General features: G+C 73.1%; 22 protein-coding genes and 1 pseudogene. 12 read left to right on the forward strand and 11 right to left on the reverse strand.

What is annotated here, in order from left to right; genetic code table 11:
- The first annotated feature begins 1 nt into the window (after position 1).
- Positions 2–997 carry an aldo/keto reductase gene (locus tag AB0E88_RS18355; RefSeq protein ID WP_361631450.1) on the forward strand — a complete coding sequence of 332 codons (996 nt, stop codon included), beginning with the start codon at positions 2–4 and terminating at the stop codon, positions 995–997.
- Positions 998–1,142: 145 nt separating this feature from the next.
- Here the strand turns inward: AB0E88_RS18355 and thpR are convergent, their stop codons facing one another.
- The gene (thpR, locus tag AB0E88_RS18360) at positions 1,143–1,715 is read right to left on the reverse strand and encodes an RNA 2',3'-cyclic phosphodiesterase (protein ID WP_361631452.1); all 573 of its coding nucleotides are present in this window, start codon (positions 1,713–1,715) and stop codon (positions 1,143–1,145) included.
- Positions 1,716–1,826: 111 nt separating this feature from the next.
- Between thpR and AB0E88_RS18365 the strand changes: the two are divergent.
- Positions 1,827–1,961 (forward strand): annotated as a pseudogene (locus tag AB0E88_RS18365) (Uma2 family endonuclease); the annotation flags it as partial.
- 39 nt (positions 1,962–2,000) lie between these two features.
- Here the strand turns inward: AB0E88_RS18365 and AB0E88_RS18370 are convergent.
- Positions 2,001–3,275 carry an MFS transporter gene (locus AB0E88_RS18370; protein WP_361631454.1) on the reverse strand — a complete coding sequence of 425 codons (1,275 nt, stop codon included), beginning with the start codon at positions 3,273–3,275 and terminating at the stop codon, positions 2,001–2,003.
- Between the two features lie 99 nt (positions 3,276–3,374).
- Positions 3,375–3,812 carry a MarR family transcriptional regulator gene (locus tag AB0E88_RS18375; RefSeq protein WP_361631456.1) on the reverse strand — a complete coding sequence of 146 codons (438 nt, stop codon included), beginning with the start codon at positions 3,810–3,812 and terminating at the stop codon, positions 3,375–3,377.
- A 154-nt stretch (positions 3,813–3,966) separates the two neighbouring features.
- Here AB0E88_RS18375 and AB0E88_RS18380 point away from each other — a divergent pair, with 154 nt between their 5' ends.
- Positions 3,967–4,149 (forward strand): ribbon-helix-helix protein, CopG family, encoded by a 183-nt coding sequence (locus AB0E88_RS18380; RefSeq protein ID WP_110636649.1) that lies wholly within the window; start codon positions 3,967–3,969, stop codon positions 4,147–4,149.
- Between the two features lie 34 nt (positions 4,150–4,183).
- Here the strand turns inward: AB0E88_RS18380 and AB0E88_RS18385 are convergent, their stop codons facing one another.
- Positions 4,184–5,635, reverse strand: a complete 1,452-nt coding sequence (locus AB0E88_RS18385; protein WP_361631458.1) for an NCS2 family permease — start codon at positions 5,633–5,635, stop codon at positions 4,184–4,186.
- Between the two features lie 114 nt (positions 5,636–5,749).
- Between AB0E88_RS18385 and AB0E88_RS18390 the strand changes: the two genes are divergently transcribed.
- The gene (locus AB0E88_RS18390) at positions 5,750–6,019 is read left to right on the forward strand and encodes a DUF2530 domain-containing protein (RefSeq protein ID WP_361631460.1); all 270 of its coding nucleotides are present in this window, start codon (positions 5,750–5,752) and stop codon (positions 6,017–6,019) included.
- Between the two features lie 79 nt (positions 6,020–6,098).
- Positions 6,099–8,495: a cation-translocating P-type ATPase gene (locus AB0E88_RS18395; protein WP_361631462.1), complete on the forward strand. Its 2,397-nt coding sequence runs from the start codon at positions 6,099–6,101 to the stop codon at positions 8,493–8,495.
- 31 nt (positions 8,496–8,526) lie between these two features.
- On the opposite strand, the gene AB0E88_RS18400 is transcribed toward AB0E88_RS18395, so the two are convergent.
- Positions 8,527–11,646 (reverse strand): molecular chaperone Hsp90, encoded by a 3,120-nt coding sequence (locus AB0E88_RS18400; protein WP_361631464.1) that lies wholly within the window; start codon positions 11,644–11,646, stop codon positions 8,527–8,529.
- Between the two features lie 584 nt (positions 11,647–12,230).
- A complete protein-coding gene (locus tag AB0E88_RS18405) occupies positions 12,231–13,157 on the reverse strand; it encodes a DUF3027 domain-containing protein (RefSeq protein ID WP_361631466.1) in 927 nt (308 codons plus the stop codon).
- Positions 13,158–13,449: 292 nt separating this feature from the next.
- Between AB0E88_RS18405 and AB0E88_RS18410 the strand changes: the two genes are divergently transcribed.
- The 4 genes from AB0E88_RS18410 to AB0E88_RS18425 all read left to right on the forward strand — a co-directional run bounded on the left by AB0E88_RS18410 (position 13,450) and on the right by AB0E88_RS18425 (position 16,945).
- Complete coding sequence (locus AB0E88_RS18410) at positions 13,450–14,835, forward strand: MFS transporter (protein WP_361631468.1); 1,386 nt, start codon at positions 13,450–13,452, stop codon at positions 14,833–14,835.
- A gap of 67 nt (positions 14,836–14,902) precedes the next feature.
- Entirely contained in the window at positions 14,903–15,370 is a 468-nt protein-coding gene (locus tag AB0E88_RS18415; protein WP_361631470.1) for a DUF2771 domain-containing protein, read from the forward strand.
- 26 nt (positions 15,371–15,396) lie between these two features.
- The gene (locus AB0E88_RS18420) at positions 15,397–16,095 is read left to right on the forward strand and encodes a futalosine hydrolase (RefSeq protein ID WP_361631648.1); all 699 of its coding nucleotides are present in this window, start codon (positions 15,397–15,399) and stop codon (positions 16,093–16,095) included.
- Entirely contained in the window at positions 16,085–16,945 is an 861-nt protein-coding gene (locus tag AB0E88_RS18425; protein ID WP_361631472.1) for a 1,4-dihydroxy-6-naphthoate synthase, read from the forward strand. The genes AB0E88_RS18420 and AB0E88_RS18425 overlap by 11 nt, the downstream gene beginning before the upstream one ends.
- 12 nt (positions 16,946–16,957) lie before the next feature.
- Here the strand turns inward: AB0E88_RS18425 and AB0E88_RS18430 are convergent, their stop codons facing one another.
- Positions 16,958–17,341, reverse strand: coding sequence for a cold-shock protein (locus tag AB0E88_RS18430; protein WP_361631474.1), 384 nt, complete (start codon positions 17,339–17,341; stop codon positions 16,958–16,960).
- 151 nt (positions 17,342–17,492) lie between these two features.
- Between AB0E88_RS18430 and AB0E88_RS18435 the strand changes: the two genes are divergently transcribed.
- Positions 17,493–17,756 (forward strand): hypothetical protein, encoded by a 264-nt coding sequence (locus AB0E88_RS18435; protein ID WP_361631476.1) that lies wholly within the window; start codon positions 17,493–17,495, stop codon positions 17,754–17,756.
- Here AB0E88_RS18435 and AB0E88_RS18440 read toward each other — a convergent pair.
- Positions 17,720–18,367 (reverse strand): haloacid dehalogenase-like hydrolase, encoded by a 648-nt coding sequence (locus AB0E88_RS18440; RefSeq protein ID WP_361631478.1) that lies wholly within the window; start codon positions 18,365–18,367, stop codon positions 17,720–17,722. The genes AB0E88_RS18435 and AB0E88_RS18440 overlap by 37 nt on opposite strands.
- 68 nt (positions 18,368–18,435) lie before the next feature.
- On the reverse strand, positions 18,436–19,404 hold the full coding sequence (locus AB0E88_RS18445; RefSeq protein ID WP_361631480.1) for a hypothetical protein: 969 nt from the start codon (positions 19,402–19,404) through the stop codon (positions 18,436–18,438).
- A gap of 385 nt (positions 19,405–19,789) precedes the next feature.
- On the opposite strand from AB0E88_RS18445, the gene AB0E88_RS18450 reads away from it, so the two are divergent.
- Positions 19,790–22,303: a helicase-associated domain-containing protein gene (locus tag AB0E88_RS18450; protein WP_361631482.1), complete on the forward strand. Its 2,514-nt coding sequence runs from the start codon at positions 19,790–19,792 to the stop codon at positions 22,301–22,303.
- A gap of 57 nt (positions 22,304–22,360) precedes the next feature.
- Positions 22,361–24,007 (forward strand): DNA repair helicase XPB, encoded by a 1,647-nt coding sequence (locus tag AB0E88_RS18455; RefSeq protein ID WP_361631484.1) that lies wholly within the window; start codon positions 22,361–22,363, stop codon positions 24,005–24,007.
- Between the two features lie 36 nt (positions 24,008–24,043).
- On the opposite strand, the gene AB0E88_RS18460 is transcribed toward AB0E88_RS18455, so the two are convergent.
- Together AB0E88_RS18460 and AB0E88_RS18465 are read right to left on the reverse strand one after the other, a co-directional pair.
- Positions 24,044–24,415, reverse strand: a complete 372-nt coding sequence (locus AB0E88_RS18460; RefSeq protein WP_361631486.1) for a hypothetical protein — start codon at positions 24,413–24,415, stop codon at positions 24,044–24,046.
- A gap of 48 nt (positions 24,416–24,463) precedes the next feature.
- Complete coding sequence (locus AB0E88_RS18465) at positions 24,464–24,679, reverse strand: hypothetical protein (protein WP_361631488.1); 216 nt, start codon at positions 24,677–24,679, stop codon at positions 24,464–24,466.
- Between the last annotated feature and the right edge of the window lie 212 nt (positions 24,680–24,891).

Here is a 24,891-nt window from a genome sequence, read left to right on the forward strand (position 1 = left end):
CATGAAGTACACGCAGCTCGGACGCACCGGACTCAAGGTCAGCCGACTCGTTCTCGGCACGATGAACTTCGGGCCCCAGACCGACGAACCCGACAGCCACGCCATCATGGACGCGGCGCTGGACGCGGGCATCAACTTCTTCGACACCGCCAATGTCTACGGCTGGGGCGAGAACAAGGGCCGTACCGAAAGCATCATCGGCAACTGGTTCGCCAAGGGCGAGGGACGGCGCGACAAGGTCGTCCTCGCCACCAAGGTGTACGGCAACATGGCCACCGACGGCGGTGAACCCTGGCCGAACAGCGACAAGCTCTCCGCCGTGAACATCCGGCGGGCCGTGGACGCGAGCCTGAAGCGGCTCCAGACGGACCACATCGACGTCTACCAGTTCCACCACATCGACCGGAACACCCCGTTCGAGGAGATCTGGCAGGCCATCGACGTCCTGATCCAGCAGGGCAAGATCCTCTACGTCGGCTCCTCCAACTTCCCCGGCTACAAGATCGCGCAGGCCAATGAGATCGCCGCCCGGCGCGGCGGGACGATCGGCCTGGTCAGCGAGCAGTGCCTGTACAACCTGGCCGAGCGGCGCGCCGAGATGGAGGTCATCCCGGCCGCGCAGGACTACGGCCTCGGCGTCATCCCGTGGTCGCCGCTGCACGGCGGTCTGCTGGGTGGTGTGATCAAGAAGGAGGTCGAGGGCGGACGCCGGGCCTCCGGACGCGCGGCGGACACCCTCAAGGACCCGGCCTCCCGCGCGCAGATCCAGTCGTACGAGGACCTGGTCGACAAGCACGGCCTGGAGCCGGGCGAGGTCGCGCTGGCCTGGCTGCTGACCCGCCCCGGCGTCACCGGCCCGATCGTCGGCCCGCGTACGGGCGAGCAGCTGGCGTCGGCGATCAAGGCGTCCGAGCTCGAACTGAGCGAGGAGCTGCTGACCGGGCTGGACGAGATCTTCCCGGGCCCGGGCCCGTCGCCGGAGGCGTTCGCCTGGTAGCAGGCCCCAGCCGCCGTACAGGCAGCCGTGAGCGGCGGCGGTCGGCTACTTTCCGACCGCCGCCGCCACGATCACCACCACGAACATCAGCACCAGCACAGCGGCCATGATCCGGTTACGGGTCTTCGGGTCCACGGCGTCGAGCCTAGCCGGACACGCCGAGTGACCAGCGTTCGACCGCTTCATAGCGGGGCTGCTCGCCCGGGACGCCCGAGCGCGGCAGGGTGCTGCGCACGAGGACCAGCTCCCCGACCGTCCAGCGCGGGGAGGCGAAGCCGTCGAGGGCCGCCAGGTACGGCCGTACGTCCACGGGTCCCCGGCTTCTGGCCACCGTCAGGTGGGCCTTGTACCGGCGGTGCTCCCCCATCTCCACGCCCGCCTTGCGGCCGGCCGCCTCGGCTCGGTCCGCCAGCAGCCGCAGGGCCTCCGTGTCGCCGTCCGCGCCGGTCCACAGCGCCTTGCCGTGCCCGAACTGGCCGCCGCCGCGCAGGGCGATCTCGAAGGGGGCGGTGCGGTGCGCGGCGCGGGCCAGCCGGTCCGACAGAGCGGGGACCACTTCCTCGTCCACCTCGCCGTAGAAGGCGAGCGTGAAGTGCCAGCCGGGGCGGCCGGTCCAGCGCAGCCGGTCCGCGCCGGGGAGCTTCTTCAGCGCGTCCACTTCGGCGGCGAGTTCCCGGGTGACGTCGTCGGGCGGCAGGACGGCGGCGAAGAGTCTCATGCGGCCAGTGTTCCTCCGGGCATGCACACGCCCCGGGCGTGTCCTCGTCACTATGCGTATGTTGTACCGGCGACTGCCCACGTTCGTGGACAGCCGGGGAGAAGCGCCGACATGACCGTCATGGACAGGATCGCGATGGCCGAAGTCAGTGGCGACCTTGCGCTCGACATGCTGTTCGAGTGGCTGGAGAAGATGCCCGTCCCCGAGGGTTACAAGGCCGAGATCGTCGGGGGGCACATCTTCATGCCCCGCGACTGAGCCCAGGCCCCGCAGACCCTCGCAGGATCACGCCGCGCGGGCCAGTTCCTCGCGGCGCTCGCGTGGGACGAAGCGGACCCGCGGGTGGCCACCGTTCCAGCCCAATGACAGCCGCAGGCCGCCCGCCCGGGCGAGGGCCAGGGCGATGCCGGTGGCCGCCAGGGCCGAGATCGCGCCGCCGGCCGCGAGGCCCGCCCGGACGCCGTAGGTGTCGGTGACCCAGCCCGCGATGGGCGCGCCGATGGGGGTGCCGCCCATGAACACCATCATGTAGAGCGCCATGACACGGCCGCGCATGGCCGGGTCGGTGGTCATCTGGACGCTGGTGTTGGCGGTGACGTTGACCGTCATGCCGAACATGCCGATGGGGGCCATCAGCAGCGCGAACAGCCACAGCGACGGCGCCACGGCGGCCACCATCTCCAGGACGCCGAACATCAGCGCCGCCCCGATCAGCACCCGCAGCCGGGACGTGCCGCGGCGGGCCGCGAGCAGGGCGCCGGCGAGCGAGCCGACGGCCATGACGGTGTTGAAGAGGCTGTAGGAGCCGGCCCCGGCGTGGAAGACGTCGTCGGCGAAGGCCGACAGGTACACCGGGAAGTTGAAGCCGAAGGTGCCGATGAACCCGACCAGCGCGATCGTCCAGATCAGCTCGGGCCGGCCGGCGACATAGCGCAGACCCTCGCGCAGCTGGCCCTTGCCACGCGGCGCACGCTCGACGACATGCAGTTCACGGGCGCGCATCAGCAGCAGGGAGCCGATGGTGAAGGCGAAGGACAGGCCGTTGAAGAGGAAGGCGTAGCCGGTGCCGACACCGGTGATCATCAGGCCGGCGACGGCGGGGCCGACCAGGCGGGCGGACTGGAAGTTCGCGGAGTTCAGGCTGACCGCGTTCTGCAGCTGGGCGGGGCCGACCATCTCGGAGACGAAGGACTGGCGGGCCGGGTTGTCGACGACCGTGGCGAGACCGACCAGGAACGCGGCGACGTAGACGTGCCAGACCTGGACGTGCCCGGTGAGGGTGAGGGCGGCGAGCGCGAGTCCGGTGACGCCCATCGCGGCCTGGGTGAACAGCAGCGTGCGGCGCTTGGGCAGCCGGTCGACGAGGACGCCGCCGTAGAGGCCGAAGAGCAGCATCGGCAGGAACTGCAGCGCGGTGGTGACGCCGACGGCGGTCGCGGAGCCGGTGAGGCTGAGCACCAGCCAGTCCTGCGCGATGCGCTGCATCCAGGTGCCGGTGTTGGAGACGACCTGGCCCAGGAAGAAGAGGCGGTAGTTCCTGATCTTCAGCGAGCTGAACATCGAGGAGGAGCGGCGGGGGTAGTGGGTGGTCTTTGGTCCGGGGGCGGAAGGTGTTCCGGGTCCCGTACTCAAAAGCGTTCGCCTCCTTGGTAGTACTGCTTACAGATGTGCGAGCTTCTCCAGCACGGGGGCGGCTGCGCGCAGCGCGGCCCACTCGTCCTCGTCGAGGTTCTCCACCAGGGCGGCCAGGAAGGCGTTGCGCTTGGCGCGGCTCTCGGCGAGCATCACCTCGGCCTGCTCGGTCTTGGTGACGACCTTCTGGCGCCGGTCCTCGGGGTGCGGCTCCAGCCGGACCAGGCCCTTGGCCTCCAGCAGCGCGACGATGCGGGTCATCGACGGCGGCTGGACGTGCTCCTTGCGGGCCAGTTCGCCCGGTGTGGCGCTCCCGCACAGCGAGAGGGTGCCCAGCACCGACATCTCGGTGGGGCTCAGTGACTCGTCGACCCGCTGGTGCTTGAGCCGACGGGACAACCGCATCACGGCGGAGCGCAGGGAGTTCACGGCGGCAGCGTCGTCGCCATGGGTGAGGTCCGGCATGTCCTTAGCGTAACTCATTACTCTGGCTAACAACTGCCGGACGCGCCCGGATATGCCCGTGACTCCGGTCACTGATGCGCCGGATCACTCATATGGGTGATCCGGGAGCGGAACGAGACGCACTGGCCGGAACGCTGAGGCGACCCTCGTGTGCATGGGGACCAGCGTGCTCAGCCTGCGGATAGACGGGGAGCTGCTCGAGAGGCTCCGGCACCACGCGGCAAAAAGAGGAATGAGCGTCCAGGACTATGTCGTCCGGACGCTCATTCGCGATGACTTCGACGAGCGGTTCCAGGCCGCCGTCGAGGAGACGGAGAAGTTCTACGGGCTGACGTAGATCCCGGGGATCACGTGCGCCCGGCCGGTGCGGGTCAGGTCAGGCCCAGGGCCGGCATCAGGTAGTAGAAGGCGAAGACCGCCGAGACGATGTACATCGCCACCGGGACCTCCTTGGCCCGGCCGGCCGCCAGACGCAGGGCGGTGAAGGTGATGAAGCCCATGCCGATGCCGTTGGTGATCGAGTACGTGAACGGCATCATCAGCATCGTCACGAAGGCCGGGATCGCGATCGTGTAGTCGGCCCAGTCGATCTCCTTGATCGAGCCGGCCAGGATCAGGAAGCCGACGGCGACCAGCGCCGGGGTGGCCGCCTGGGACGGCACCATCGTGGCGATCGGCGTGAGGAACAGCGCCACGGCGAACAGCCCGCCGGTGACCACGTTCGCGAGGCCCGTGCGCGCGCCCTCGCCGACACCGGCCGTGGACTCCACGAAGCAGGTGGTGGCCGAGGACGAGCTGGCGCCACCCGCGGCCACGGCGATGCCGTCGACGAAGAGGACCTTGTTGATGCCGGGCATGTGGCCCTTGGCGTCGGTCAGCTTGGCCTCGTCGGAGACACCCATGATCGTGCCCATGGCGTCGAAGAAGCACGACAGCAGGACCGTGAAGACGAACAGGACGCCGGTCAGCACGCCGACCTTGTCGAAGCCGCCGAACAGGCTGACCTTGCCGACCAGCCCGAAGTCGGGCGTGGCGACCGGGTTGCCGGGCCACTTCGGGGTGGTCAGGCCCCAGCTCGGCACCTTGGCGACGGCCTCGATGACCATCGCGACGATCGTCATGACGACGATCGAGACCAGGATGGCGCCGGGCGTCTTGCGGACGATCAGCGCGAGCGTGAGCAGCACGCCGAGGACGAAGACGAGGACCGGCCAGCCGTTGAGGTGACCGGTGGCGCCCAGCTGGAGCGGGACGGTGGTGTGGGCGGCGTCCGGGATGCGGGAGACGAAACCGGAGTCGACCAGGCCGATCAGCATGATGAACAGGCCGATACCGATCGAGATCGCCTTGCGCAGGCCGTACGGGACGGCCGTCATCACGCGCTCGCGCAGACCGGTGGCGACGAGCAGCATCACCACGAAGCCGGCGAGGACGACCATGCCCATCGCGTCGGGCCAGGACATGCGCGGGGCGAGCTGGAGGGCGACGACGGAGTTCACGCCGAGCCCGGCGGCGAGCGCGATCGGCACGTTGCCGATGACGCCCATCAGCAGCGTGGTGAAGGCGGCGGTGAGGGCGGTCGCGGTGACCAGCTGGCCGTTGTCCAGCTGATGGCCGTACATGTCCTTCGCGCTGCCCAGGATGATCGGGTTGAGCACGATGATGTAGGCCATCGCGAAGAAGGTGGCCAGACCACCCCGGACCTCGCGCGCCAGGGTGCTGCCACGCTCCGAGATCTTGAAGTAGCGGTCGAGGGCGCCGAAGGCGGGCGCCTTGCCCGGCTGCTCGGGCGCGGGGACCTTGGCAGGTGCCGAGGTGGACATTTGTGGGTTCCTACGACTAGAAAGGGACACAGACAAACGGTTTCAGTATGAACATATGAGTTCCATGATTGCCATCTCCGCGCGTAGACCGGAACGGCTCGTAAGCTGTGCGTCATGGCGAAGTGGACCCCGCAGCACGAGGCGCCGGAACCCCTCGAGGGCCCGGTCGTAGCGACCATCACCGGCGGCACGATCCTGTGGTTCGTCCTCTTCCTGGCGCAGCTGCCCTTCTACGGCTGGTACGACGACCACGGGCACACCTGGTGGCTGTGGACCTGCCTGGCCGGCGGCGGCCTCGGCCTGATCGGCATCTGGTACGTCCGCAAGCGCGACGCGGCGCTCAAGCGGGCGGCGGCCCGGCAGGAGAACGCCCTGGACGGCTGACGCCCGGGGCCCCGGCGGGCTGCCGCTGGGGACGGTGCCCGAGGGGTGAACGTCCGCGTCCCCACGTACCGTCGAATGCATGACGCACATCGACGCGGGTGCCGGACTCGACCCTGCGCACCCCGTGCCGGTGCCGTCCGTCCCGCCGACCGGGCTGACCGGCGCCCAGGTCGCCGAGCGGACGGCGCGCGGTCAGGTCAACGACGTGCCGGTGCGCTCCAGCCGCTCGCTCCCCGAGATCGTCCGGGCGAACGTCTTCACCCGGTTCAACGCGATCATCGGCGTGCTGTGGCTGATCATGCTGGTCGTCGCACCCATCCAGGACAGCCTGTTCGGCTTCGTCATCCTCGCCAACACGGGCATCGGCATCGTCCAGGAGTGGCGGGCGAAGAAGACCCTCGACTCGCTCGCCGTGATCGGCGAGGTGCGGCCCACCGTGCGCCGCGACGGCACGGCCGTCGAGATCGGCACCTCGGACATCGTGCTCGACGACGTGCTGGAGGTCGGCCCCGGCGACAAGGTCGTGGTCGACGGGGTGTGCGTGGAGGCCGAGGGGCTGGAGATCGACGAGTCCCTGCTCACCGGTGAGGCCGACCCGGTCGTCAAACACCCCGGCGACGCGGTGATGTCCGGCAGCTTCGTCGTCGCGGGCGGCGGCGCCTTCCAGGCCACCCGCGTCGGCCGCGAGGCGTACGCCGCGCAGCTCGCGGACGAGGCCTCCCGGTTCACGCTCGTCCACTCCGAGCTGCGCACCGGCATCTCCACGATCCTCAAGTACGTCACCTGGATGATGGTGCCCACCGCGATCGGCCTGGTGATCAGCCAGCTCGTGGTCAAGCAGCACGGCGTCAAGGACTCCGTCGCCCGCACGGTCGGCGGGATCATCCCCATGGTCCCCGAGGGCCTGGTGCTGCTGACCTCCGTCGCCTTCGCGATCGGGGTGATCCGGCTGGGCCGCAAGCAGTGCCTGGTGCAGGAACTGCCCGCGATCGAGGGCCTCGCCCGCGTCGACACGGTCTGCCTCGACAAGACCGGCACCCTCACCGAGGGCGGCATGGACGTCACCGGGCTGCGCCTGCTCAACGGCTACGACGAGGCGTACGTCCGCCAGGTGCTCGGCGCGCTCGGCGAGTCCGACCCACGGCCCAACGCCAGCCTCAAGGCGATCATCGACGCCTACCGGGAGACCGGGCAGTGGCGCTGCACCGAGTCGCTGCCCTTCTCCTCCGCCCGCAAGTACAGCGGCGCCACCTTCAGCGAGGGCGGCGGCGAGTCCAGCACCTGGCTGCTGGGCGCGCCGGACGTGCTGCTCGCCGACGACGACCCGGCGCTCGCCGAGACCGGGCGGCTCAACGAGGACGGGCTGCGGGTGCTGCTGCTCGCCCGTGCCGCCCGCGACCTGGACGACGCCCGCGCCGCGCAGGACGCCCACCCCGCCGCCCTGGTCGTCCTGGAGCAGCGGCTGCGGCCCGACGCGGCCGACACCCTGCACTACTTCGCCGAGCAGAACGTGCGCGCCAAGGTGATCTCCGGCGACAACGCGGTCTCCGTCGGCGCGGTCGCCGCCAAGCTGGGGCTCAAGGGGACGGCGGTGGACGCGCGGCGGCTGCCCGAGGAGCAGGAGGAGATGGCCCGGGAGCTGGACGAGGGCACGGTGTTCGGCCGGGTCACCCCGCAGCAGAAGCGGGACATGGTCGGGGCCCTGCAGTCGCGCGGGCACACCGTCGCGATGACCGGCGACGGCGTCAACGACGTCCTCGCGCTCAAGGACGCCGACATCGGTGTCTCCATGGGCTCCGGCTCCGAGGCCACCCGCGCGGTCGCGCAGATCGTGCTGCTGGACAACAGCTTCGCCACGCTGCCCTCGGTGGTCGCCGAGGGCCGGCGGGTCATCGGCAACATCACCCGGGTGGCGACGCTGTTCCTGGTGAAGACGGTGTATTCGGTGCTGCTGGCGGTACTCGTGGTGTGCTGGCGGGTGGAGTACCCGTTCCTGCCGCGCCACCTGACCCTGCTGTCCACGCTCACCATCGGCGTGCCCGCCTTCTTCCTCGCCCTCGCGCCCAACACGGAACGGGCCCGCCCGCACTTCGTGCGCCGCGTGATGCGGTACGCGATCCCGGGCGGGCTGGTGGCGGGGGCGGCGACCTTCGTGACCTATCTGCTGGCCCGGCACCACTACACGGGCCCGGGCTCGCTGAACGCGGAGACCAGCGCGGCGACACTGACCCTGTTCCTGGTCTCGATGTGGGTCCTGGCGATCATCGCCCGCCCGTACACGTGGTGGCGCGTCGCGCTGGTCGCCGCGATGGGCGCGGCCTTCCTGCTGGTGCTGGTGGTGCCGTGGCTCCAGCGCTTCTTCGCGCTGAAGCTGGTGGGCATGCAGATGCCGTGGACGGCGGTCGGCATCGCGGTGGCGGGGTCGGCGCTGCTGGAGCTGTCCTGGCGCTGGGTGGGGCGGCGGTTCCCCGCCTAGGGGGGTGTCCGGACGCCGGTCGGAGCGGACCTCAGTCGAACCAGCGGTCCCTTGCCAGCTCGGCCGTCCGTGACGGGTCCTCCAGCAGGGCCGCCACCTCGAAGCGGCGGGGCCACTGGCCCGCCGCCCAGGCCAGGCCCGCGGCCACGCCCTCCAGGGTGGCCGCGTGCAGGACGCCGTCGTCGGTCAGCCGCCAGTCGATCTCCACACCGTCCACGACGAGTTCGTCGTGCTCGACGTACGCCTCGGGAGTGCGCGGGCCGAGCAGCACCCGCACCGGCTCCGGTACGTCGTGCTCGGCGCCCTCGGACGTGACCTCGCCGGTGACGGACTCGCTCAGCCGCCGCACCTGCAACAGCTCCGCCAGGTCGGCCGCCCGGGAGGGCCGCACCGGCAGCAGCGGCACGCCCTCGGTGAAGGGCAGCAGGTCCGGCGAGTCGACGACCACCGCGTCGGCCGCGTCCACGACCCGCACCTCGCCGTCGACGACCGCGCGCAGCTCGTCCGGCAGCGTCACCCGCTCGGGGTCCAGCTCGGCCAGCGCCCCGTACAGGCCGTGCAGTTGGGCCGCGGTGACCTGCCGGCCGGGGTCCGCGAGGCGGTCGAGGAGTTCCGACGCGCCGCCCGGCTCGTCCAGCAGGGCCGCCACCGACGTCCGTACGCCCAGCGCGCGCAACACCTGCTCGTCGTCGAAGCCGGTGGCGTCGGCCTCGTCGTACAGGCCGCGCAGCAGCGGGTCGCCGCCCGCCGCGAGCAGACCGGCGGGGCGGCGGCCGTCGAGCACCGGGTGCCCGCGCAGCCACCACGCGGTGTACGGCCGTACGACCTCATGCGTGCCGTCGGGCAGCAGGATCCGCACCGGCTGCACGAGGGCGTCCCGCAGCGGCGGACGGGCCAGCATCGCGAGCGCCTGCGGCCAGGCGTCGTCGTCGACCAGGTCCAGGTCGCGCACGGCGACGATCTCCGTGGCGACCGGCGGCACGGGCGTGTCGGGGAAGCGGTCGAGGACGTCCTCGCACCACACGTCGACGGCGTCCAGCAGGCCGGGGTCGTCGGGCTCGGCGTACTCGCCCTCGCGCGGCTCCAGTTCGTCCGGGTCGAGGACCACATCGGTGGCGCGGACCAGGGCGAAGGCGGCCAGCACCCCGCAGGCGGCGAGGGGTTCCTCGCCCCACCGGGCGGCCAGGCCGGCGTCCACCGTCGCGAGTTCACCCTCCCGCATCACCTGGTGGAAGGCGCTGCCGGGGAAGACCAGTTCACCCGCGGGAGCGAGTTCGCCGTCCTCGTCGGGCAGGGCGAGCGCGCCGAGCCACGGCTCCTCGCCGGGTTCCAGACCCGCGTCCCGCACCAGGGCGAGGACGGTGTCGGCCAGTTCCTCGGCGTCCAGCCCGTCCTCGTCCCAGGACCCGCCGTCGTCGTCGAGGGAGACCGCGACCGCCGCCCGCACCTGCGGAGTGGTCAGCACGGCCCGCGGGGTGGCGGGCAGCGCGCCGAGCTTCTCCAGCAGCGGATGCGCGGCGTCCTCGTGGGCCACCTTCAGCCCGAGCCGGGCGAGGACCTCCGGGTCGATGCGCGGGGCGTCGGGGGTGGGCAGCAGCACCTGCCGGGGGCCGATCGTCGTCCGGCCGTCGGCGAGCGGCACCGGCAGGCCGGTGAGCCGGTCGGGGTCCACGCCCGCCAGGGACTCGTACAGCTCGTGCCACCAGCCGGGGTCCTTCTCCAGGCCGGCCAGCCGGTCGACGGCGTCGGTCAGCGGCAGCCGGGCGACACCCAGGGTGCGCAGCTCGACGCGGCGCTCCAGACCGGCGGGCAGCAGGGTCGGCAGCACCTCGGCGAGCACACGGACGGTGTCGGCGCCCGCGCCCTCGACGACCTCCGCGTCGCGCGGGCGCAGCGCCTCGGGCAGGTCGTCGCCGTCCTCCTCGCCGCTCGGCCGGACGGCGGGCGGCAGGAACGCGGTGCGCGGCAGCCGCTGGAGGATCGCCTGGCGCAGGGCGCCGTCCAGTTCGCCCTTGCCGAGCGGGCCGGGCACGAGGTCGATGATCCCGTCCGTCACCGGCCGCCAGTCGGCGAGCAGGGCGGCGTAGGCGTCGGCGGCCTGCTGGATCAGGAAGTCGGTGAGCGCGCCGGGCGCGGCGTGCCGGCGGGTGGTGTCCAGCGGGAAGGACGCGATGAGCAGCGCGGGAACGCCGAGCGGCTCGTCGCTGGGGGTGGGCGCGTGCACGACGGGGCTGGTGCGGGGGCGTTCGGGCCGCCCGTCGCCGTCGACGGGGACGGCCCAGGTGAGCGACCAGTGGGGCCGCAGCCGTTCCTCGACGGGCCGGTCGCCGAGCAGTTCGGGCGCGCTCGCCCCGTGCGCGGAGGCGGTACGCCAGCGGGTGGTGCCCTCGCGTGAGTCCTCCACGACGGTGAGGTCGCCCTCGGTGCGGCGGCGCAGGGTGCGGGTGGTGCCGCCGCTGTCGACGACGACCTCCTCCAGGCCGGGCAGGGCGAGCAGCAGGGCGTCGTCGACGGCGTCGAGGAGCCGTTCGGCGAGGTCGGCGGCGGCCGTGTCACGCAGCGGCAGGATGACGACGGTGTCGTAGCCGCCGGGGGCCGTGCCCTCGGCGGCGAACGGCAGGCGCAGCAGCGGTACGTGGCCGTCGCGGCGGCGGATCTCGTCGCCCAGACCGGGGCTGTGCCGGGCGGTCTCCTCGGCCAGGTGCCGGGCCTCGGCGAGGGACCAGCGCACGCCGCCGTGCCGGCCGACGACGGCGGGCTCGTCGGTGACGGACAGGACGGAGGCGAAACCGACGCCGAAGCGGCCGACGGACGGCGTGTCGCGCTTGGCGGAGGCGCGCAGGGTGGCCAGCGACTCCACGCCGGCGGCGTCCAGCGGGGCGCCGGTGTTGGCGGCGGCGAGGACACCGTCGCGCAGCGTCAGACGCAGCCGGCCGGGCACGCCGGCGCGGGCCGCGGCGTCGGCCGCGTTCTGGGCGAGCTCCACGACGAGGCGGTCGCGGTAGCCGCCGAGGACCAGGTCCTCCTCGGCGTTGGCGTCCTCCCGGAACCGGGCGGGGCTGGTGGCCCAGGCGTCGAGCACGCCCCGGCGGAGCCTCGCCGTGGCGAAGGGGTCAGCGCCTTCCGCGGCCGGCCGCACGAACTTGCTCACGTTCACTCTCCTCATCGGCGACACCTGAAAGTACCGGGTGCGGGGTGCCTGCGGCGCCGGCCTTGGGTGCCTGCGGCGCGGGGGTGTTTTCGTCTGCGGGTGCGTGGGGGGTGGGCGCGCCGTTTCCCGCGCCCCTTTTGTGCCTGCGGCGCGGGTGCCTGCGGCGCGGGTGCCTGCGGCGCTGGGTGCGTTGTCGTCTGCGGGTTGCGTTGTGGCTGGGCGCGCCGTTCCCCGCGCCCCTTTTGTGCCTGCGGCGGCCCGTTGCCGTCCGGTGGACGGTTGCGGTCTCGCCTGCGGCCGGTGGTTACGGCGGGGCCGGGGTGGGGGGTGTCCGTCCTCGGTCCGGCCACCCGTCACTTCATACGGCGCCCTCCGCCGGTGCCGGCCGCTGCGGGCGGACACCCCCCACCCCGGCCCCTTCCCGCCGTCGGCGGGTGCGGGCGCGTCGGGGTGGGTGCGGGGCCATTCCCGCCGTCGGTGGGGGTGGGGCGTGTCGGGGTGGGCGCGGGGTCCTTCCCGCCGTCGGTGGGGGTGGGGCGTGTCGGGGTGGGCGTGGGGTCCTTCCCGCCGTCGGTGGGGGTGGGCTAGGAGTGGCCCAGTTCTGCTGCTTCCTCGTCTGCTGCCGGGGGGACCGAGCCGGAGTCGGGGGCCGGGCGCAGGGGGAAGGGGTCGACCCTCGTCTCGTCGATCACCGGTGGAGCGGGGCGCGGGGTCTTCGGCATGACCGCGGCCTCGGAGTGGCCGCCGCAGCCGTAGGTCAGGGAGACGACGCGGCCGTCGGCCGGGGCGAACTCGTTGGCGCACACCCCGAAGGCCTGGCCCAGCGAGCCGCCGAGCGGCATCAGGAAGCCGCAGCTGACACAGGCGGCGGGGGCGGCCTGCGCCATCGGGGTCTTGGCGCCGAACGCCTCCTCCCAGCGGTCGGCGGCGGTGTGCAGGCCGTAACGGGACAGCACCCGGGCGCGGCGCATGCCCAGTTCCTCGGCGACCGCGGCGATCGAGCCCCGCTTGGGCGCCGTGGGCAGGGCCCGCGCCGGGCCCTCGGTGACCTCGACGTCCTCGGCCTCCACCAGATCGGCCATCTCCTCGGAGACGGCGGAGTTCGGCGGCGGCGTGTCCTCGCCGGTGTAGCCGGGCTCCAGGCGCAGATCCTCGGCGTCCGTGGGCAGCAGGTCGCCCGGGCCCATGTCGCCGGGACGCAGCCGCTCGCTCCACGGCACCCACTCCGGGGCCAGCACGGCGTCCGGGCCGGGCAGCAGCACGACCTCGTCGAGCGTGACGAGCTTGGCGCGCGAGGCGCGGGCCACCGTCACGGCCCACCGCCAGCCGCGGTACCCCAGCTCCCGGCATTCGAAGAAGTGCGTGACAACGCGGTCGCCCTCGGAGACGACTCCCGCGTGTTCCCCGACGACGCCGGGTGCGGCGGCCTCCTCGGCGGCACCGCGGGCGAGGTCGACGGCCTCGGCGCACAGGCGGTCAGGGGTGCGGCTTCGCGTTGTCGCTGCGCTCACAGGTATCGCTTCTCTCCAGTACGCCGTCTTCCGGGTGCGGGCGCCTTGAGGCGACGGCGCGGACGGAGCGGACAACCGGACCGCTTCGACGTCTGCGCGCGCTCACGCTCGGGCGCACCTCCTCCGGACCATTCTGCCTGTTCGTCGGCGCTCGGCCTACACCGGTCGATTTCTTTCGCCGCTTCGCGGCGATTTGTTTCCGCGTGGCGCGCCCCGCGGCCCGCCCCGAAACTTAAGGCCCATACGTGCGGTAACGGCACTATCCACCCCGTACTCGGGGCACTATGACGACGTGGCAGCCGCGAGGACGTCCCAAGTGAGCGGTTCGGGCCGGTTCGGAGGGTCCGTCCGCGCGGTCGGGCGCGCCCTGCATTTTCCGGTGACCGGGGCCGCCCGCGGCATCCGCAAGGCCACGCACGCGCAGGGGGCCGGCGAGTCGGGCCTCGGCAAGCTGATCGAGCTGCACGCCGTCAACGGCGCCGGCGACGTGATGATCACCGTGGCCCTGGCGTCCACGGTGTTCTTCTCGGTGCCGACGGACGAGGCGCGGGGCCGGGTCGCGCTGTACCTGGCGATCACCATGGCGCCGTTCACGGTGCTGGCCCCGGTGATCGGCCCGCTGCTGGACAAGCTGCCGCACGGCCGGCGCGCGGCGATGGCGGGCGCGATGCTGGCTCGGGCGCTGCTGGCGCTGGTGCTGAGCGGGGCGGTCGTCACCGGGAGCCTGCAGCTGTATCCGGCGGCGCTCGGCGTGCTGGTCGCGTCGAAGGCGTACGGCGTGGTCAGAAGCGCGGTGGTGCCCCGGCTGCTGCCGCCGAAGCTGTCGCTGGTCAAGGCGAACTCCCGGGTCACGCTCGGCGGCCTGCTCGCCACCGGCGTCGCCGCGCCGATCGGGGGCGCGCTGCACGCCCTCGGGGCCCGCTGGCCGCTGTACGGGGCGTTCGTGATCTTCGTCGCGGGAACGTTCCTGTCGTTCTCCCTGCCGCCGAAGGTGGACTCCGCCAAGGGGGAGGACACCGCGCTGCTGGCGGCGGACGAGCAGCATCTGCACGGCCCGCACCGCAAGGCCGCGAAACGCCCAGGGCTGCGCACCGTCGGCCCGGCCGTCACGCACGCGCTCGGCGCGAACGCCGCCGTCCGCTGCCTGACCGGCTTCCTGATCTTCTTCCTGGCGTTCCTGCTGCGCGAGCACCCGATGACCGGGCAGAGCGCGGCGGTGTCCCTCGGCATGGTCGCGGTCGCGGCCGGCGTCGGCAACGCGCTCGGTACGACCGTCGGCGCCTGGCTGCGGTCCAAGCCGCCGGAGATCATCATCGTCACCGTACTGGCCGTGGTGCTCGCCGCCGCGGTCACGGCGGCGATCTTCTTCGGCGCCGTCCTCGTGGCGTGTCTGGCGGCCGTCGCCGGGTTCGCGCAGGCACTGGCGAAGCTGGCGCTGGACGCGCTGATCCAGCGGGACGTGCCGGAACTGGTCCGCACCTCGGCCTTCGCCCGCTCCGAGACGCTGCTGCAGATGGCGTGGGTCTTCGGCGGCGCGATCGGCATCGTGATGCCCCTGAACGGCACGGCCGGCCTGTGCGTGGGCGCGGCGATCGTCGCGGCGGGCTGGCTGACGACGCTGCGGGGGCTGCTGAGGTCGGCGCGCCACGGCGGCGCGACGCGCACACGGGTGGCGTGACGGGGGCGAGCCGCACCGTCCCCACCCCAGAAACGGCGCCGGCGCCGCCAGGCGATAGCCTTCGGCCATGACCATCCTGCAATCCGTCGTGCGACGCCGCCGCGCCGTCGCCGCCGCCGGCGCCGTTTCCGCCGGACTGCTCGTCCTGTCGGCCTGCGACAAGCCGACGCCGATGTCGACGATCACCGTCGGCAGGAGCTCGGTCAACTCCGAGGCGACCTGCTACAACGACGGCAAGGCGATCAAGACCTCCGAGCTCGCCAAGTGCCTGAAGGCGGACAAGTCGATCACCGTCGACCCCGACGAGACCGTGCGCTTCGGTGTCGATCCGGACATCGCGGACAAGAGCTGGACGATCCTCATGAACGGTCAGCCGCTGACCGACGCCAGCAAGAAGACCTACCGCACCATCCCGGGCAGCGTGTTCTTCAACGCCCAGTACGGTGCCAGCGGCGACACCACCTTCGTCTCCATCAAGGCGGGCGAGAAGGACGTCGAGGGCATCTGGTCCTTCAAGCTCAAGAAGGGCGCCTGATCACGTCCTCGCCCACTCCGGCACGACTGCTCGTGGCCACCGCCGTCCCCGTGGAGCGGGACGCGGTGGCGCGGGCGTTCCCCGGCCCGGGTGAGGAGCGGCGCCTGCCCGGCGTGACGCTGCTGCGGGCCGGTGCCCTGGACCTCGTCGCCGCCGGCGTCGGTCCCGCGCTCGCCGCCGCGTCCACGGCCGCCGCGCTGACCGCGGCCGCCCTCGCCGGCACCCCGTACGACCTGGTCGTCTCCGCCGGCATCGGCGGCGGTTTCCTGCCGTCGGCCCCCGTCGGCTCCCTCGTCGTCGCCGACGAGATCACCGCCGCCGACCTGGGCGCCGACACCCCCGGCGGGTTCCTGCCCGTCACCGACCTGGGCTTCGGCACCGTCACCCACCGCCCGCCGGCCGGCCTGGTCCGGCAGGCCGCACAGGCCCTCGGCGCCCCCGCCGGACCCGTGCTGACCGTGTCCACGGTCACCGGCAGCGCCGCCCGTGCCGCCGAGCTGCGCGAGCGGCACCCCCGCGCCCTCGCCGAGGCGATGGAGGGCTTCGGCGTCGCCGAGGCCGCCGCCGCGCACGGCGTGCCCGTCCTGGAGATCCGCGCCGTCTCCAACCCCGTCGGCCCGCGCGACCGCGCCGCCTGGCGCATCGGCGACGCGCTCACCGCGCTGACCGAGGGGTTCGGGAAGCTGGCGCCCGTCCTGGAAAGTTGGAACCCACATGACCGGTGAGCCCCTGCCCGGCACCGTGCAGATCGCCTACTCCCCCTGCCCGAACGACACCTTCGTCTTCGACGCCCTCGCCCACGGCCGCGTCCCCGGCGCCCCCGCCCTCGAGGTGACGTTCGCGGACATCGACGTCACCAACGGCATGGCCGAGCGCGGCGAGCTGGACGTGCTGAAGGTGTCGTACGCCGTCCTGCCGTACGTGCTCGGCGAGTACGCGCTGCTGCCCTGCGGGGGCGCGCTGGGCCGGGGCTGCGGGCCGCTGGTGCTCAGCCGGGAGGCCGGCCTGGACCTCGCCGGCCGTACGGTCGCCGTGCCCAGCGAGAAGTCGACGGCGTATCTGCTGTTCCGGCTGTGGGCGGCGGACGTGGTGCCCGGAGGCGTCGGCGAGATCGTCGTCATGCCGTTCCACGAGATCATGCCGGCCGTGCGGGACGGCAAGGTGGACGCGGGCCTCGTCATCCACGAGGCGCGGTTCACGTACCAGAACTACGGGCTGCACAAGCTCGCCGACATGGGCGAGCACTGGGAGAACACCACCGGGCTGCCCATCCCGCTCGGCGCGATCATCGCCAGGCGCTCGCTCGGCGCGGACGCGCTGAAGGTGATCGCCGAGTCGATCCGCACCTCCGTGCGCGCGGCGTGGGACGAGCCGGAGGCGTCCCGGCCCTACGTCATGGAGCACGCCCAGGAGATGGATCCGGCCGTCGCCGACCAGCACATCGGGCTGTACGTCAACGAGTTCACCGCCGACCTCGGCGAGGACGGCTACGCCGCCGTGCGCGGGCTGCTCACCCGTGCGGCGGCCGAGGGGCTGGTGCCGCCCCTCGGCCCCGACGCGCTGGATTTCCCCTGACGGGTGCCGGGATCAGACGTCGAGCTGGTCGGCCACCGCGCGCAGCAGCCCGGCCACCTTCTTTCCGGCGGTCTTCTCGGGGTAGCGGCCGCGTTCCAGGGTCTGGGTGACGTTCTCCAGAAGGGTCGTCAGGTCCTGGACGATGGAGGCCAGTTCGTCGGGCTTCTTGCGGGTCGCGGCCGCGACCGACGGGGTCGGGTCGAGTACGGTCAGGGAGAGCGCCTGGTCGCCGCGCTGTCCGGCGACCACGCCGAACTCCACGCGCTGACCGGGCTTGAGGGTCTCGACTCCGGCGGGGAGGACCGAGGAATGAACGAAGACGTCACCGCCGTCGTCGCGGGAGAGAAAGCCGAAGCCCTTCTCACTGTTGAACCACTTGACCTTGCCGGTAGGCACGTCTGTCCTCGTCCTCGTACTCGTCGGAAAGCTGCTCAATAACAACCCAGGCGGGTCGACCTTGACCCGCCGGTTCCAAGGCTAATGGTCTTCGGGCGGCTGACAAGACGTCGCCCGGTTGTTCCTTCGCGCTGGGAACTACCCTGGTCGGGTGCGTGACAAAACCCAACCGAATTCCGCCGCGCCCGGTGATCGGCTGATCCGTGCCGGTGCGATCGTCTTCTTCATCGGTGCCGTGGCCACACTGGTCACCGTTGCCCCGTTGTTCTTCGGAACGTCGCCTTTTCCGACGTACATGTTCGGCTTGAGCATGCTCATGGCCGTCGGGTTCGTTCTCGCGGGGGCCGGCGTGCTGCGCTCGGTCGCGGCGGGGCGGCGTCAGGCGCGGGCCGCCTCCGGCACGCCGTCGAGGTAGGCGGCGAGCCACCGCGGGAATTCCGTGAGATCGGCGAGGATCACGTCCGCGCCGGCCGCGCGGAGTTCCTCCGGCGCGCACGGACCGGTCGCCACCGCCACCGACAGTGCCCCGGCCGTCCGGGCGCCTCGCACATCACCGAGGTGGTCGCCGACGTACACGCTCGCGCCGTGCGCGCGCAGCGCCTCCGCCTTGCGCTCCGCCCACAGATCGCCGATCACCTCGTCGGGCTCCAGCCCGAGGTGATCGACGTGCAGTTTCGCGTTCGGCTCGTACTTCGCCGTGACGACGATCGCGCGTCCCCCGGCCCGGCGCACCGCCGCTATCGCCTCCCGGGCGCCGGGCAGGGCGGGGGTGGCGGCCACGGCGTACGTCGGATACATCGCGCGGTACAGGTCGGCGACCTCGGCCACCTCGTCCGCCGGGAACCAGTTCGCCAGTTCGTCGGCGAGCGGCGGGCCCAGGCGGGTCACCGCGAGATCGGCGTCGACATAGGTGCCGGTCCGCTCCGACAGCGCCTGGTAGCAGGCGCGGATGCCGGGACGGGAGTCGATCAGGGTCATGTCGAGGTCGAAGCCGACGGTGGGGGCGGCGGGGGCCTGGGCAGTCATGAGGGACATTGTGCCGGGTGGCCGCCGCGTCCCCGCGCCGCCGGGACGGTCCGTACGGCGGGGCCGGGTCAGCGTTCCTTCTGGGAGCGCCAGACCAGGAACAGGGCCGACGCCACCGCCGCGCCGCGCACGACCCACGGCCAGGTCCCGGCGATCGCCTCGTTCATATGGCCGTCGGCGATGGGGGTGCCCCAGCGGCCCTGGGTGCGGCCCCACAGCCACACCAGCCCCGCGGCCAGGGCCGCGCCGGGCAGGCCCAGCACCGCCCACTTCGCCTCCGCCCGGGTCAGGCGGCGGGAGGCGTAGGCGATCAGCCAGCCCGCCAGCAGCGCGAACCCGTTGCCGAGCACGGCGCCCGCGACGAGGGCGGCCGCGGCGAGGAGGAGCAGGGGGTTGCGCCAACGGCCGGCGGGCCGGGCGAACAGGCGGCGGCGCACCGGCGCGTCCGCGTCGTCCTCCGCTGCCGCCTCCGGCGCGGGGGCGGCCGGCTCCTCCCGCTCGTCCGGCTCGTCCCGCTGTGGTCGTGGGGGTGGCTTGAGGAGGTCGGGGATCTCGACGCCGCCGGTGAAGCCGGGGACCTCGTCGCTGAAGTCCGTGCGCCACCAGTCGGGGGGTACGGCGGGCCCGCCCAGCTCGGCGGCGCTCGCGAGGTGGGGCGGGGAGGGGGCGGAGGCGGGGGCCGCCGGCGGGGCGGTGGGGCGGGGGCGGGGGACGAACCGGGCGCGGCGCGTGGGGGGCTCGGCCGCTGCGGCGGCGGTGCCGCCGTCGCGCTGCTCGGGTACGGCCGTGGAGGGGGGCGTGGGGCCGGTGGCGCCGCCGGCGGCCGCGACGAGGTCGTCGGGGGTGCCGAGCCGCTCGATGATGCGGCGCACGGCGGCCGGGCTGTCGACCACGGTCCTGGCGCGGCGTTTGTCGATCTCGTCGCGCAGGCCGGCGACGAGGCGCATGCGGGTGGCGGACGGCAGCTGACGCTGCTGCGCCACGTCGCCGACGCGGCTCAAGTACTCGTAGACGACCTTGTCGCTCTCGATCCCCACGAAGTCCCTCCGGGGGTGCGTGTGTTTCTGATGCCCCGTTGGACGACGGTAGCGCGTCCTGCGGGGGTGGTCGCGCGTCCCCCGAGGGTCGTCGCGCGTCCCGCCGGGGGGTCGTCGTTCGTCTGCGGGTGGGGTGGGGGCTGGTCGCGCAGTTCCCCGCGCCCCTGAGTTGGCTGTCGTGCCGTCGGGTCGCGCGTCCCGCCGGGGGGTCGTCGTTCGTCTGCGGGTGGGTGGGGGCTGGTCGCGCAGTTCCCCGCGCCCCCGGGTTGGCTGTCGTGCCGTCGGTTTCACAGTGGGCCCCCGCCGTTCTCCGCGTTCCCGGGTTGGCTGTCGTGCCGTCGGTTTCACGACGGGGGTCGGCGGGGGAACCGCTAACGTGGTTCGGATGAGCATCGAGGACACTCCGGCACCCCGCTCCCTCGCGGAAGCGCTCCGTGGGCGTGAGGACGCCTCCCTCGCCGCCCTCCTGCGCAGCCGTCCCGATCTGATCACCCCCGTCCCGACGGACCTCACGCAGCTCGCCACCCGTGCCGGTACGCGGGCGAGCGTGGTGCGGGCGCTGGAGCGGCTGGACCGGTTCGCGCTGCAGACCGCCCAGGCGCTGGCCGTCGCGGGTGACCCGGCGACGTACGAGGAGCTGCTCGGGCTGATGGCCGGTGACGAGCGGGGCGCGGCCGTCGTCGCCGCGCTGCCGCACGCCCTCGGTGTGCTGCGCGAGCAGGCGCTGGTGTGGGGCGGTGACGACCGGCTGCGGCTGGTGCGCACCGCCCGTGAGCTGCTCGCCCCCTCCCCGCAGCATCCGTCGCCGACCGGCCTCGGGCCGACCGTGCAGGAGGCGACGGCCGGGATGTCGCCGGGGCGGATCCAGGAGATCGTCACCGCCGCCGGGCTGCCCTCGACGCATGACTCGGTGTCCGCCGTGGCCGCGCTGACCGCCCTGTTCACACACCGCACGCGGATGAGGCGCCTGCTGGCCAAGGCCCCCGCGGAGGCGCGCGAGGTGCTGGAACGGCTGGTGTGGGGGCCGCCCTACGGGCAGGTCACGGCCGATCCCGCGGCGCATCTGCGGTGGCTGCTGGACAGAGGGCTGCTGCTGCCGACGGCGCCCGGGACCGTCGTACTGCCCCGGGAGGTGGCCCTGCATCTGCGGGGCGGGCGGGCGCACCGGGAGCCGGAGCCGGTGCCGCCGGTGGTGGCCGCCGGTGCCGTACACCGTCCACAGGTTGTGGACAGTACGGCCGCCGGGCAGGCGCTGACCGCGCTGGCGACCGTCGAGGAGCTGCTGAAGGAGTGGGACGAGGGCGGGCCCGCCGTGCTGCGGGCCGGCGGGCTCAGCGTGCGGGACCTCAAGCGGACCGCGGTCGCCCTGGACGTCTCCGAGCCCGTGGCCGCTTTCTGGGTGGAGCTGGCGTACGCCGCCGGCCTGGTCGCCTCCGACGGCGAGGCCGACGAGCGGTACGCGGCCACTCCGGCGTACGACGAGTGGCGGGAGCTGCCGCCCGCCGAGCGGTGGGGGCGGCTCGCCGAGGCGTGGCTCGCGGCCACCCGGACGTCCGGGCTGGTCGGCGGCCGGGACGCCAAGGAGCGGACCCTGGCCGCGCTCGGCCCGGGGCTCGACCGGTCCGCGGCCCCCGAGGTACGGCACCGCGTCCTGACGCTGCTCGCCGCGCTGCCGGAGGGCGCGGCCCCGGTCGCCGGGTCGGTGCTGGAGCGGCTGCGCTGGGAGCGTCCGCAGCGGCGCGAGGAGGACCTGCGGACGCGGCTCGCCCAGTGGACGCTGAGCGAGGCCGAGCTGATCGGGGTGACCGGGCGCGGCGCGCTGTCGGCTCACGGGCGGGCGCTGCTGGGGGCGCCCGTGGCGGAGGGAGCGCGGGAGGAGCCCGAGGGGCCGGGCGACAAGCTGCCCGTCCACCACCACCGACCGCGGTTCGTCGCCCCCCTCACCCCGGGTGAGCAGGCCGCCGCCACCGCCGCCGCCACCCGTCTGCTCGCGCCGCTGCTGCCCGAGCCGCTGGACCACGTGCTGTTGCAGGCCGACCTGACGGCCGTGGCGCCGGGGCCGTTGCAGCGGCCGCTCGCGGACATGCTCGATGTGCTCGCGGACGTGGAGTCGAAGGGTGGTGCGACCGTGTACCGGTTCACGCCCGCCTCCGTGCGGCGGGCGCTGGACGCCGGACAGACCGCGGCCGACCTGCACGCCTTCCTCACCGCGCACTCGCGTACGCCGGTGCCGCAGCCGCTGGCGTATCTGATCGACGACGTGGCCCGCAAGCACGGGCATCTGCGGGTGGGGGCCGCCTCGGCGTATGTGCGCTGCGACGACGACGCCCTGCTGAACGAGATCCTCGCCGACCGGCGGGCCGCCGGGCTGCGGCTGCGGCGCCTCGCGCCGACGGTGCTGGCCACGCAGGCCGATCCGGCGGCGCTGCTGGAGGGGCTGCGGGCGATGGGGTTCGCGCCGGCCGCCGAGTCCGCGGAGGGCGATGTGCTGATCGCGCGGGCCGACGTGCACCGCACCCCGCCGCGTACCGCTCCGGAGCCGGTGCCGGACGGGCCGCCGGTGCCGGACGCCACGCTGCTGACGGCCGCGATCCGGGCCATCCGCGCGGGCGACCTCGCCTCCACGGCACCCCGCAAGCCGAGCGCGGGCACTCCGGCACCGGGTGAGATGCCGCGGACCTCGTCCGCCGAGACCCTCGCCACCATGCAGGCCGCCTGCCTGAGCGGCGAGGCCGTGTGGATCGGCTTCGTCAACGCCGAGGGCGCCGCCAGCCAGCGGGTCATCGCCCCGGTCAGGGTCGAGGGCGGCTTCGTGACGGCGTACGACCACACCGCGGACGAAGTCCGCACGTTTCCCCTCCACCGGATCACGGGCGTGGCGGAGCTCGCGGACGACTGAGCCCGGGGTGCGGCACACTGGACGTTTGGGCCGTTGTGGAAAGGGTGTGTGCCGCGCGTGAACGGACCTCTGATCGTCCAGTCCGACAAGACGCTGCTCCTGGAGGTCGACCACGAGCAGGCCGACGAGTGCCGTCGGGCCATCGCGCCGTTCGCCGAGCTGGAGCGGGCGCCGGAGCACATCCACACCTACCGGCTGACGCCGCTCGGTCTGTGGAACGCGCGTGCCGCCGGGCACGACGCCGAGCAGGTCGTGGACGCGCTCGTGCAGTACAGCCGCTATCCGGTGCCGCACGCGCTGCTCGTCGACATCGCCGAGACCATGGACCGCTACGGGCGGCTGACCCTGCACAAGCACCCGGCGCACGGGCTGGTGCTCACCAGCACCGACCGGCCGGTGCTGGAGGAGGTGCTGCGCTCCAAGCGGATCGCGCCGCTGGTCGGGGCGCGGATCGACCCGGACACCGTGATCGTGCACCCCTCCGAGCGCGGGCAGATCAAGCAGACCCTGCTGAAGCTCGGCTGGCCGGCGGAGGACCTCGCCGGGTACGTCGACGGTGAGGCGCACCCGATCGAGCTGCACGAGGACGGGTGGGCGCTGCGCCCCTACCAGAAGCAGGCCGTGGAGAACTTCTGGCACGGCGGCAGCGGTGTCGTCGTGCTGCCGTGCGGCGCGGGGAAGACGCTGGTGGGGGCCGGGGCGATGTCCCAGGCCAAGTCCACGACGCTGATCCTCGTCACCAACACCGTCTCGGCCCGGCAGTGGAAGCACGAGCTGGTCAAGCGCACGAGCCTGACCGAGGACGAGGTCGGCGAGTACAGCGGGACGCGCAAGGAGATCCGGCCCGTCACCATCGCCACGTACCAGGTGCTGACGACCCGGAGGAAGGGCGTCTACCCGCACCTGGAGCTGTTCGACTCCCGGGACTGGGGCCTGATCGTCTACGACGAGGTGCATCTGCTGCCGGCGCCGGTGTTCAAGTTCACCGCCGACCTCCAGGCACGGCGGCGCCTCGGTCTGACCGCGACGCTGGTCCGCGAGGACGGCCGGGAGTCGGACGTGTTCTCCCTGATCGGACCGAAGCGGTTCGACGCGCCGTGGAAGGAGATCGAGGCGCAGGGCTACATCGCGCCCGCCGACTGCGTCGAGGTCCGGGTGAACCTGACCGACTCCGAGCGCCTCGCGTACGCGACCGCCGAGGCGGAGGAGAAGTACCGGTTCTGCGCGACGACGGACACCAAGCGGAAGGTGACCGAGGCGATCGTGCGGCGGTTCGCCGGGCAGCAGATCCTCGTCATCGGGCAGTACATCGACCAGCTCGACGAGCTGGGCGAGCACCTGGGCGCGCCGGTGATCAAGGGCGAGACGTCCAACGCGCAGCGCGAGAAGCTCTTCGACGCCTTCCGGGCCGGGGAGATCAACGTGCTGGTGGTCTCCAAGGTCGCGAACTTCTCCATCGACCTGCCGGAGGCGACGGTCGCCGTCCAGGTGTCCGGGACGTTCGGGTCGCGGCAGGAGGAGGCACAGCGGCTGGGTCGCGTGCTGCGGCCGAAGGCGGACGGCCACCAGGCGCACTTCTACTCGGTCGTCGCCCGCGACACCCTCGATCAGGACTTCGCCGCCCACCGCCAGCGCTTCCTGGCGGAGCAGGGCTACGCGTACCGGATCATGGACGCGGACGAGCTGCTGGCGGAGGACGCCTGAGGCCTCCCGGCCGGGTGGGCCGAGCGGACGGCCCGGTCATCCCGCGGGGAGCGAGAACACCAGCAGCAGGACGAACAGCGGCGGCAGCACGGACGCGGCCGCCAGCGAGGCCCGCAGCCGGGACCAGCGGCGCCGCCACGGCAGCAGCCAGGCGGTGAGCCAGGCCGCGAGGGTGGCGAAACCGCCGTACGAGAGAGTGCCGTCGATCAGCGCCAGCGAGGTCTCCAGGGACTGCGAGCAGTCGTCCGGGCCGCAGGCGTCGGTGGCCATGGCCGACAGCCCGCCGAAGACCAGCGCGGCCGGTCCGAGGACCCCCAGAGCGGCCGTGGCGACGCCGGGCGCGATCCAGGCCAGCCCGTCACGGTCGGCCTCGGGGGCCGGCAGGGGTGCGAAGTGCTGTGTGGCCATGGCCGAAGTCAAGCCGCCGGGCGGGGCCCCGCGCACCGGCGCGGGTACTCACCCCGGCGGCGTCGGCGTACTCAGCCGCGGTCCGTAGCGGCGGCGTACGCCCGCCTCCTCGCCGTACTCACCGAGGATGATCACGTCGAAGGCGGCGCGGGCGTAGACCTTGACCGCGCGCAGGGCGTCGCCGAGCAGGTGGCGGTGGCCGGCGGCTATCGGGGTGGCGCCGGAGGGGCGCCCGGGGGCTGGGCTGAAGGTCGCAGTGGTCATGTCTCCATGGTGCGATTACGGACATAAGGCTGTCGTCGGTCTGCGGGCGTCCGTTTCCCCTAGGCCGGGGCGGACGCGTCCCCTAAGGGATCGATCACCGCGCGGGCTGCGCGGCGGCCCGGTGCCGGATGTGCGGCGGCCCGGTGACGGACGTGCGGGCGGCCCAGTGCCGGACGCGTGCTCGGCCCGGTGCCGGACGCGCGCTCGGCCCG

Origin of the sequence: Streptomyces sp. NPDC028635 (genome assembly GCF_040637635.1) — a bacterium.
Lineage (GTDB): Bacteria > Actinomycetota > Actinomycetes > Streptomycetales > Streptomycetaceae > Streptomyces.

Excerpts from the sequence above, each read along its gene's own strand:
- AB0E88_RS18355 (WP_361631450.1), top strand. The coding sequence starts at position 2 with ATGAAGTACACGCAGCTCGGACGCACCGGACTCAAGGTCAGCCGACTC.
- thpR (WP_361631452.1), bottom strand. The coding sequence starts at position 1,715 with ATGAGACTCTTCGCCGCCGTCCTGCCGCCCGACGACGTCACCCGGGAA.
- AB0E88_RS18370 (WP_361631454.1), bottom strand. The coding sequence starts at position 3,275 with ATGTTCAGCTCGCTGAAGATCAGGAACTACCGCCTCTTCTTCCTGGGC.
- AB0E88_RS18375 (WP_361631456.1), bottom strand. The coding sequence starts at position 3,812 with ATGCCGGACCTCACCCATGGCGACGACGCTGCCGCCGTGAACTCCCTG.
- AB0E88_RS18380 (WP_110636649.1), top strand. The coding sequence starts at position 3,967 with ATGGGGACCAGCGTGCTCAGCCTGCGGATAGACGGGGAGCTGCTCGAG.
- AB0E88_RS18385 (WP_361631458.1), bottom strand. The coding sequence starts at position 5,635 with ATGTCCACCTCGGCACCTGCCAAGGTCCCCGCGCCCGAGCAGCCGGGC.
- AB0E88_RS18390 (WP_361631460.1), top strand. The coding sequence starts at position 5,750 with ATGGCGAAGTGGACCCCGCAGCACGAGGCGCCGGAACCCCTCGAGGGC.
- AB0E88_RS18395 (WP_361631462.1), top strand. The coding sequence starts at position 6,099 with ATGACGCACATCGACGCGGGTGCCGGACTCGACCCTGCGCACCCCGTG.
- AB0E88_RS18415 (WP_361631470.1), top strand. The coding sequence starts at position 14,903 with ATGACCATCCTGCAATCCGTCGTGCGACGCCGCCGCGCCGTCGCCGCC.
- AB0E88_RS18425 (WP_361631472.1), top strand. The coding sequence starts at position 16,085 with ATGACCGGTGAGCCCCTGCCCGGCACCGTGCAGATCGCCTACTCCCCC.
- AB0E88_RS18440 (WP_361631478.1), bottom strand. The coding sequence starts at position 18,367 with ATGACTGCCCAGGCCCCCGCCGCCCCCACCGTCGGCTTCGACCTCGAC.
- AB0E88_RS18450 (WP_361631482.1), top strand. The coding sequence starts at position 19,790 with ATGAGCATCGAGGACACTCCGGCACCCCGCTCCCTCGCGGAAGCGCTC.
- AB0E88_RS18460 (WP_361631486.1), bottom strand. The coding sequence starts at position 24,415 with ATGGCCACACAGCACTTCGCACCCCTGCCGGCCCCCGAGGCCGACCGT.
- AB0E88_RS18465 (WP_361631488.1), bottom strand. The coding sequence starts at position 24,679 with ATGACCACTGCGACCTTCAGCCCAGCCCCCGGGCGCCCCTCCGGCGCC.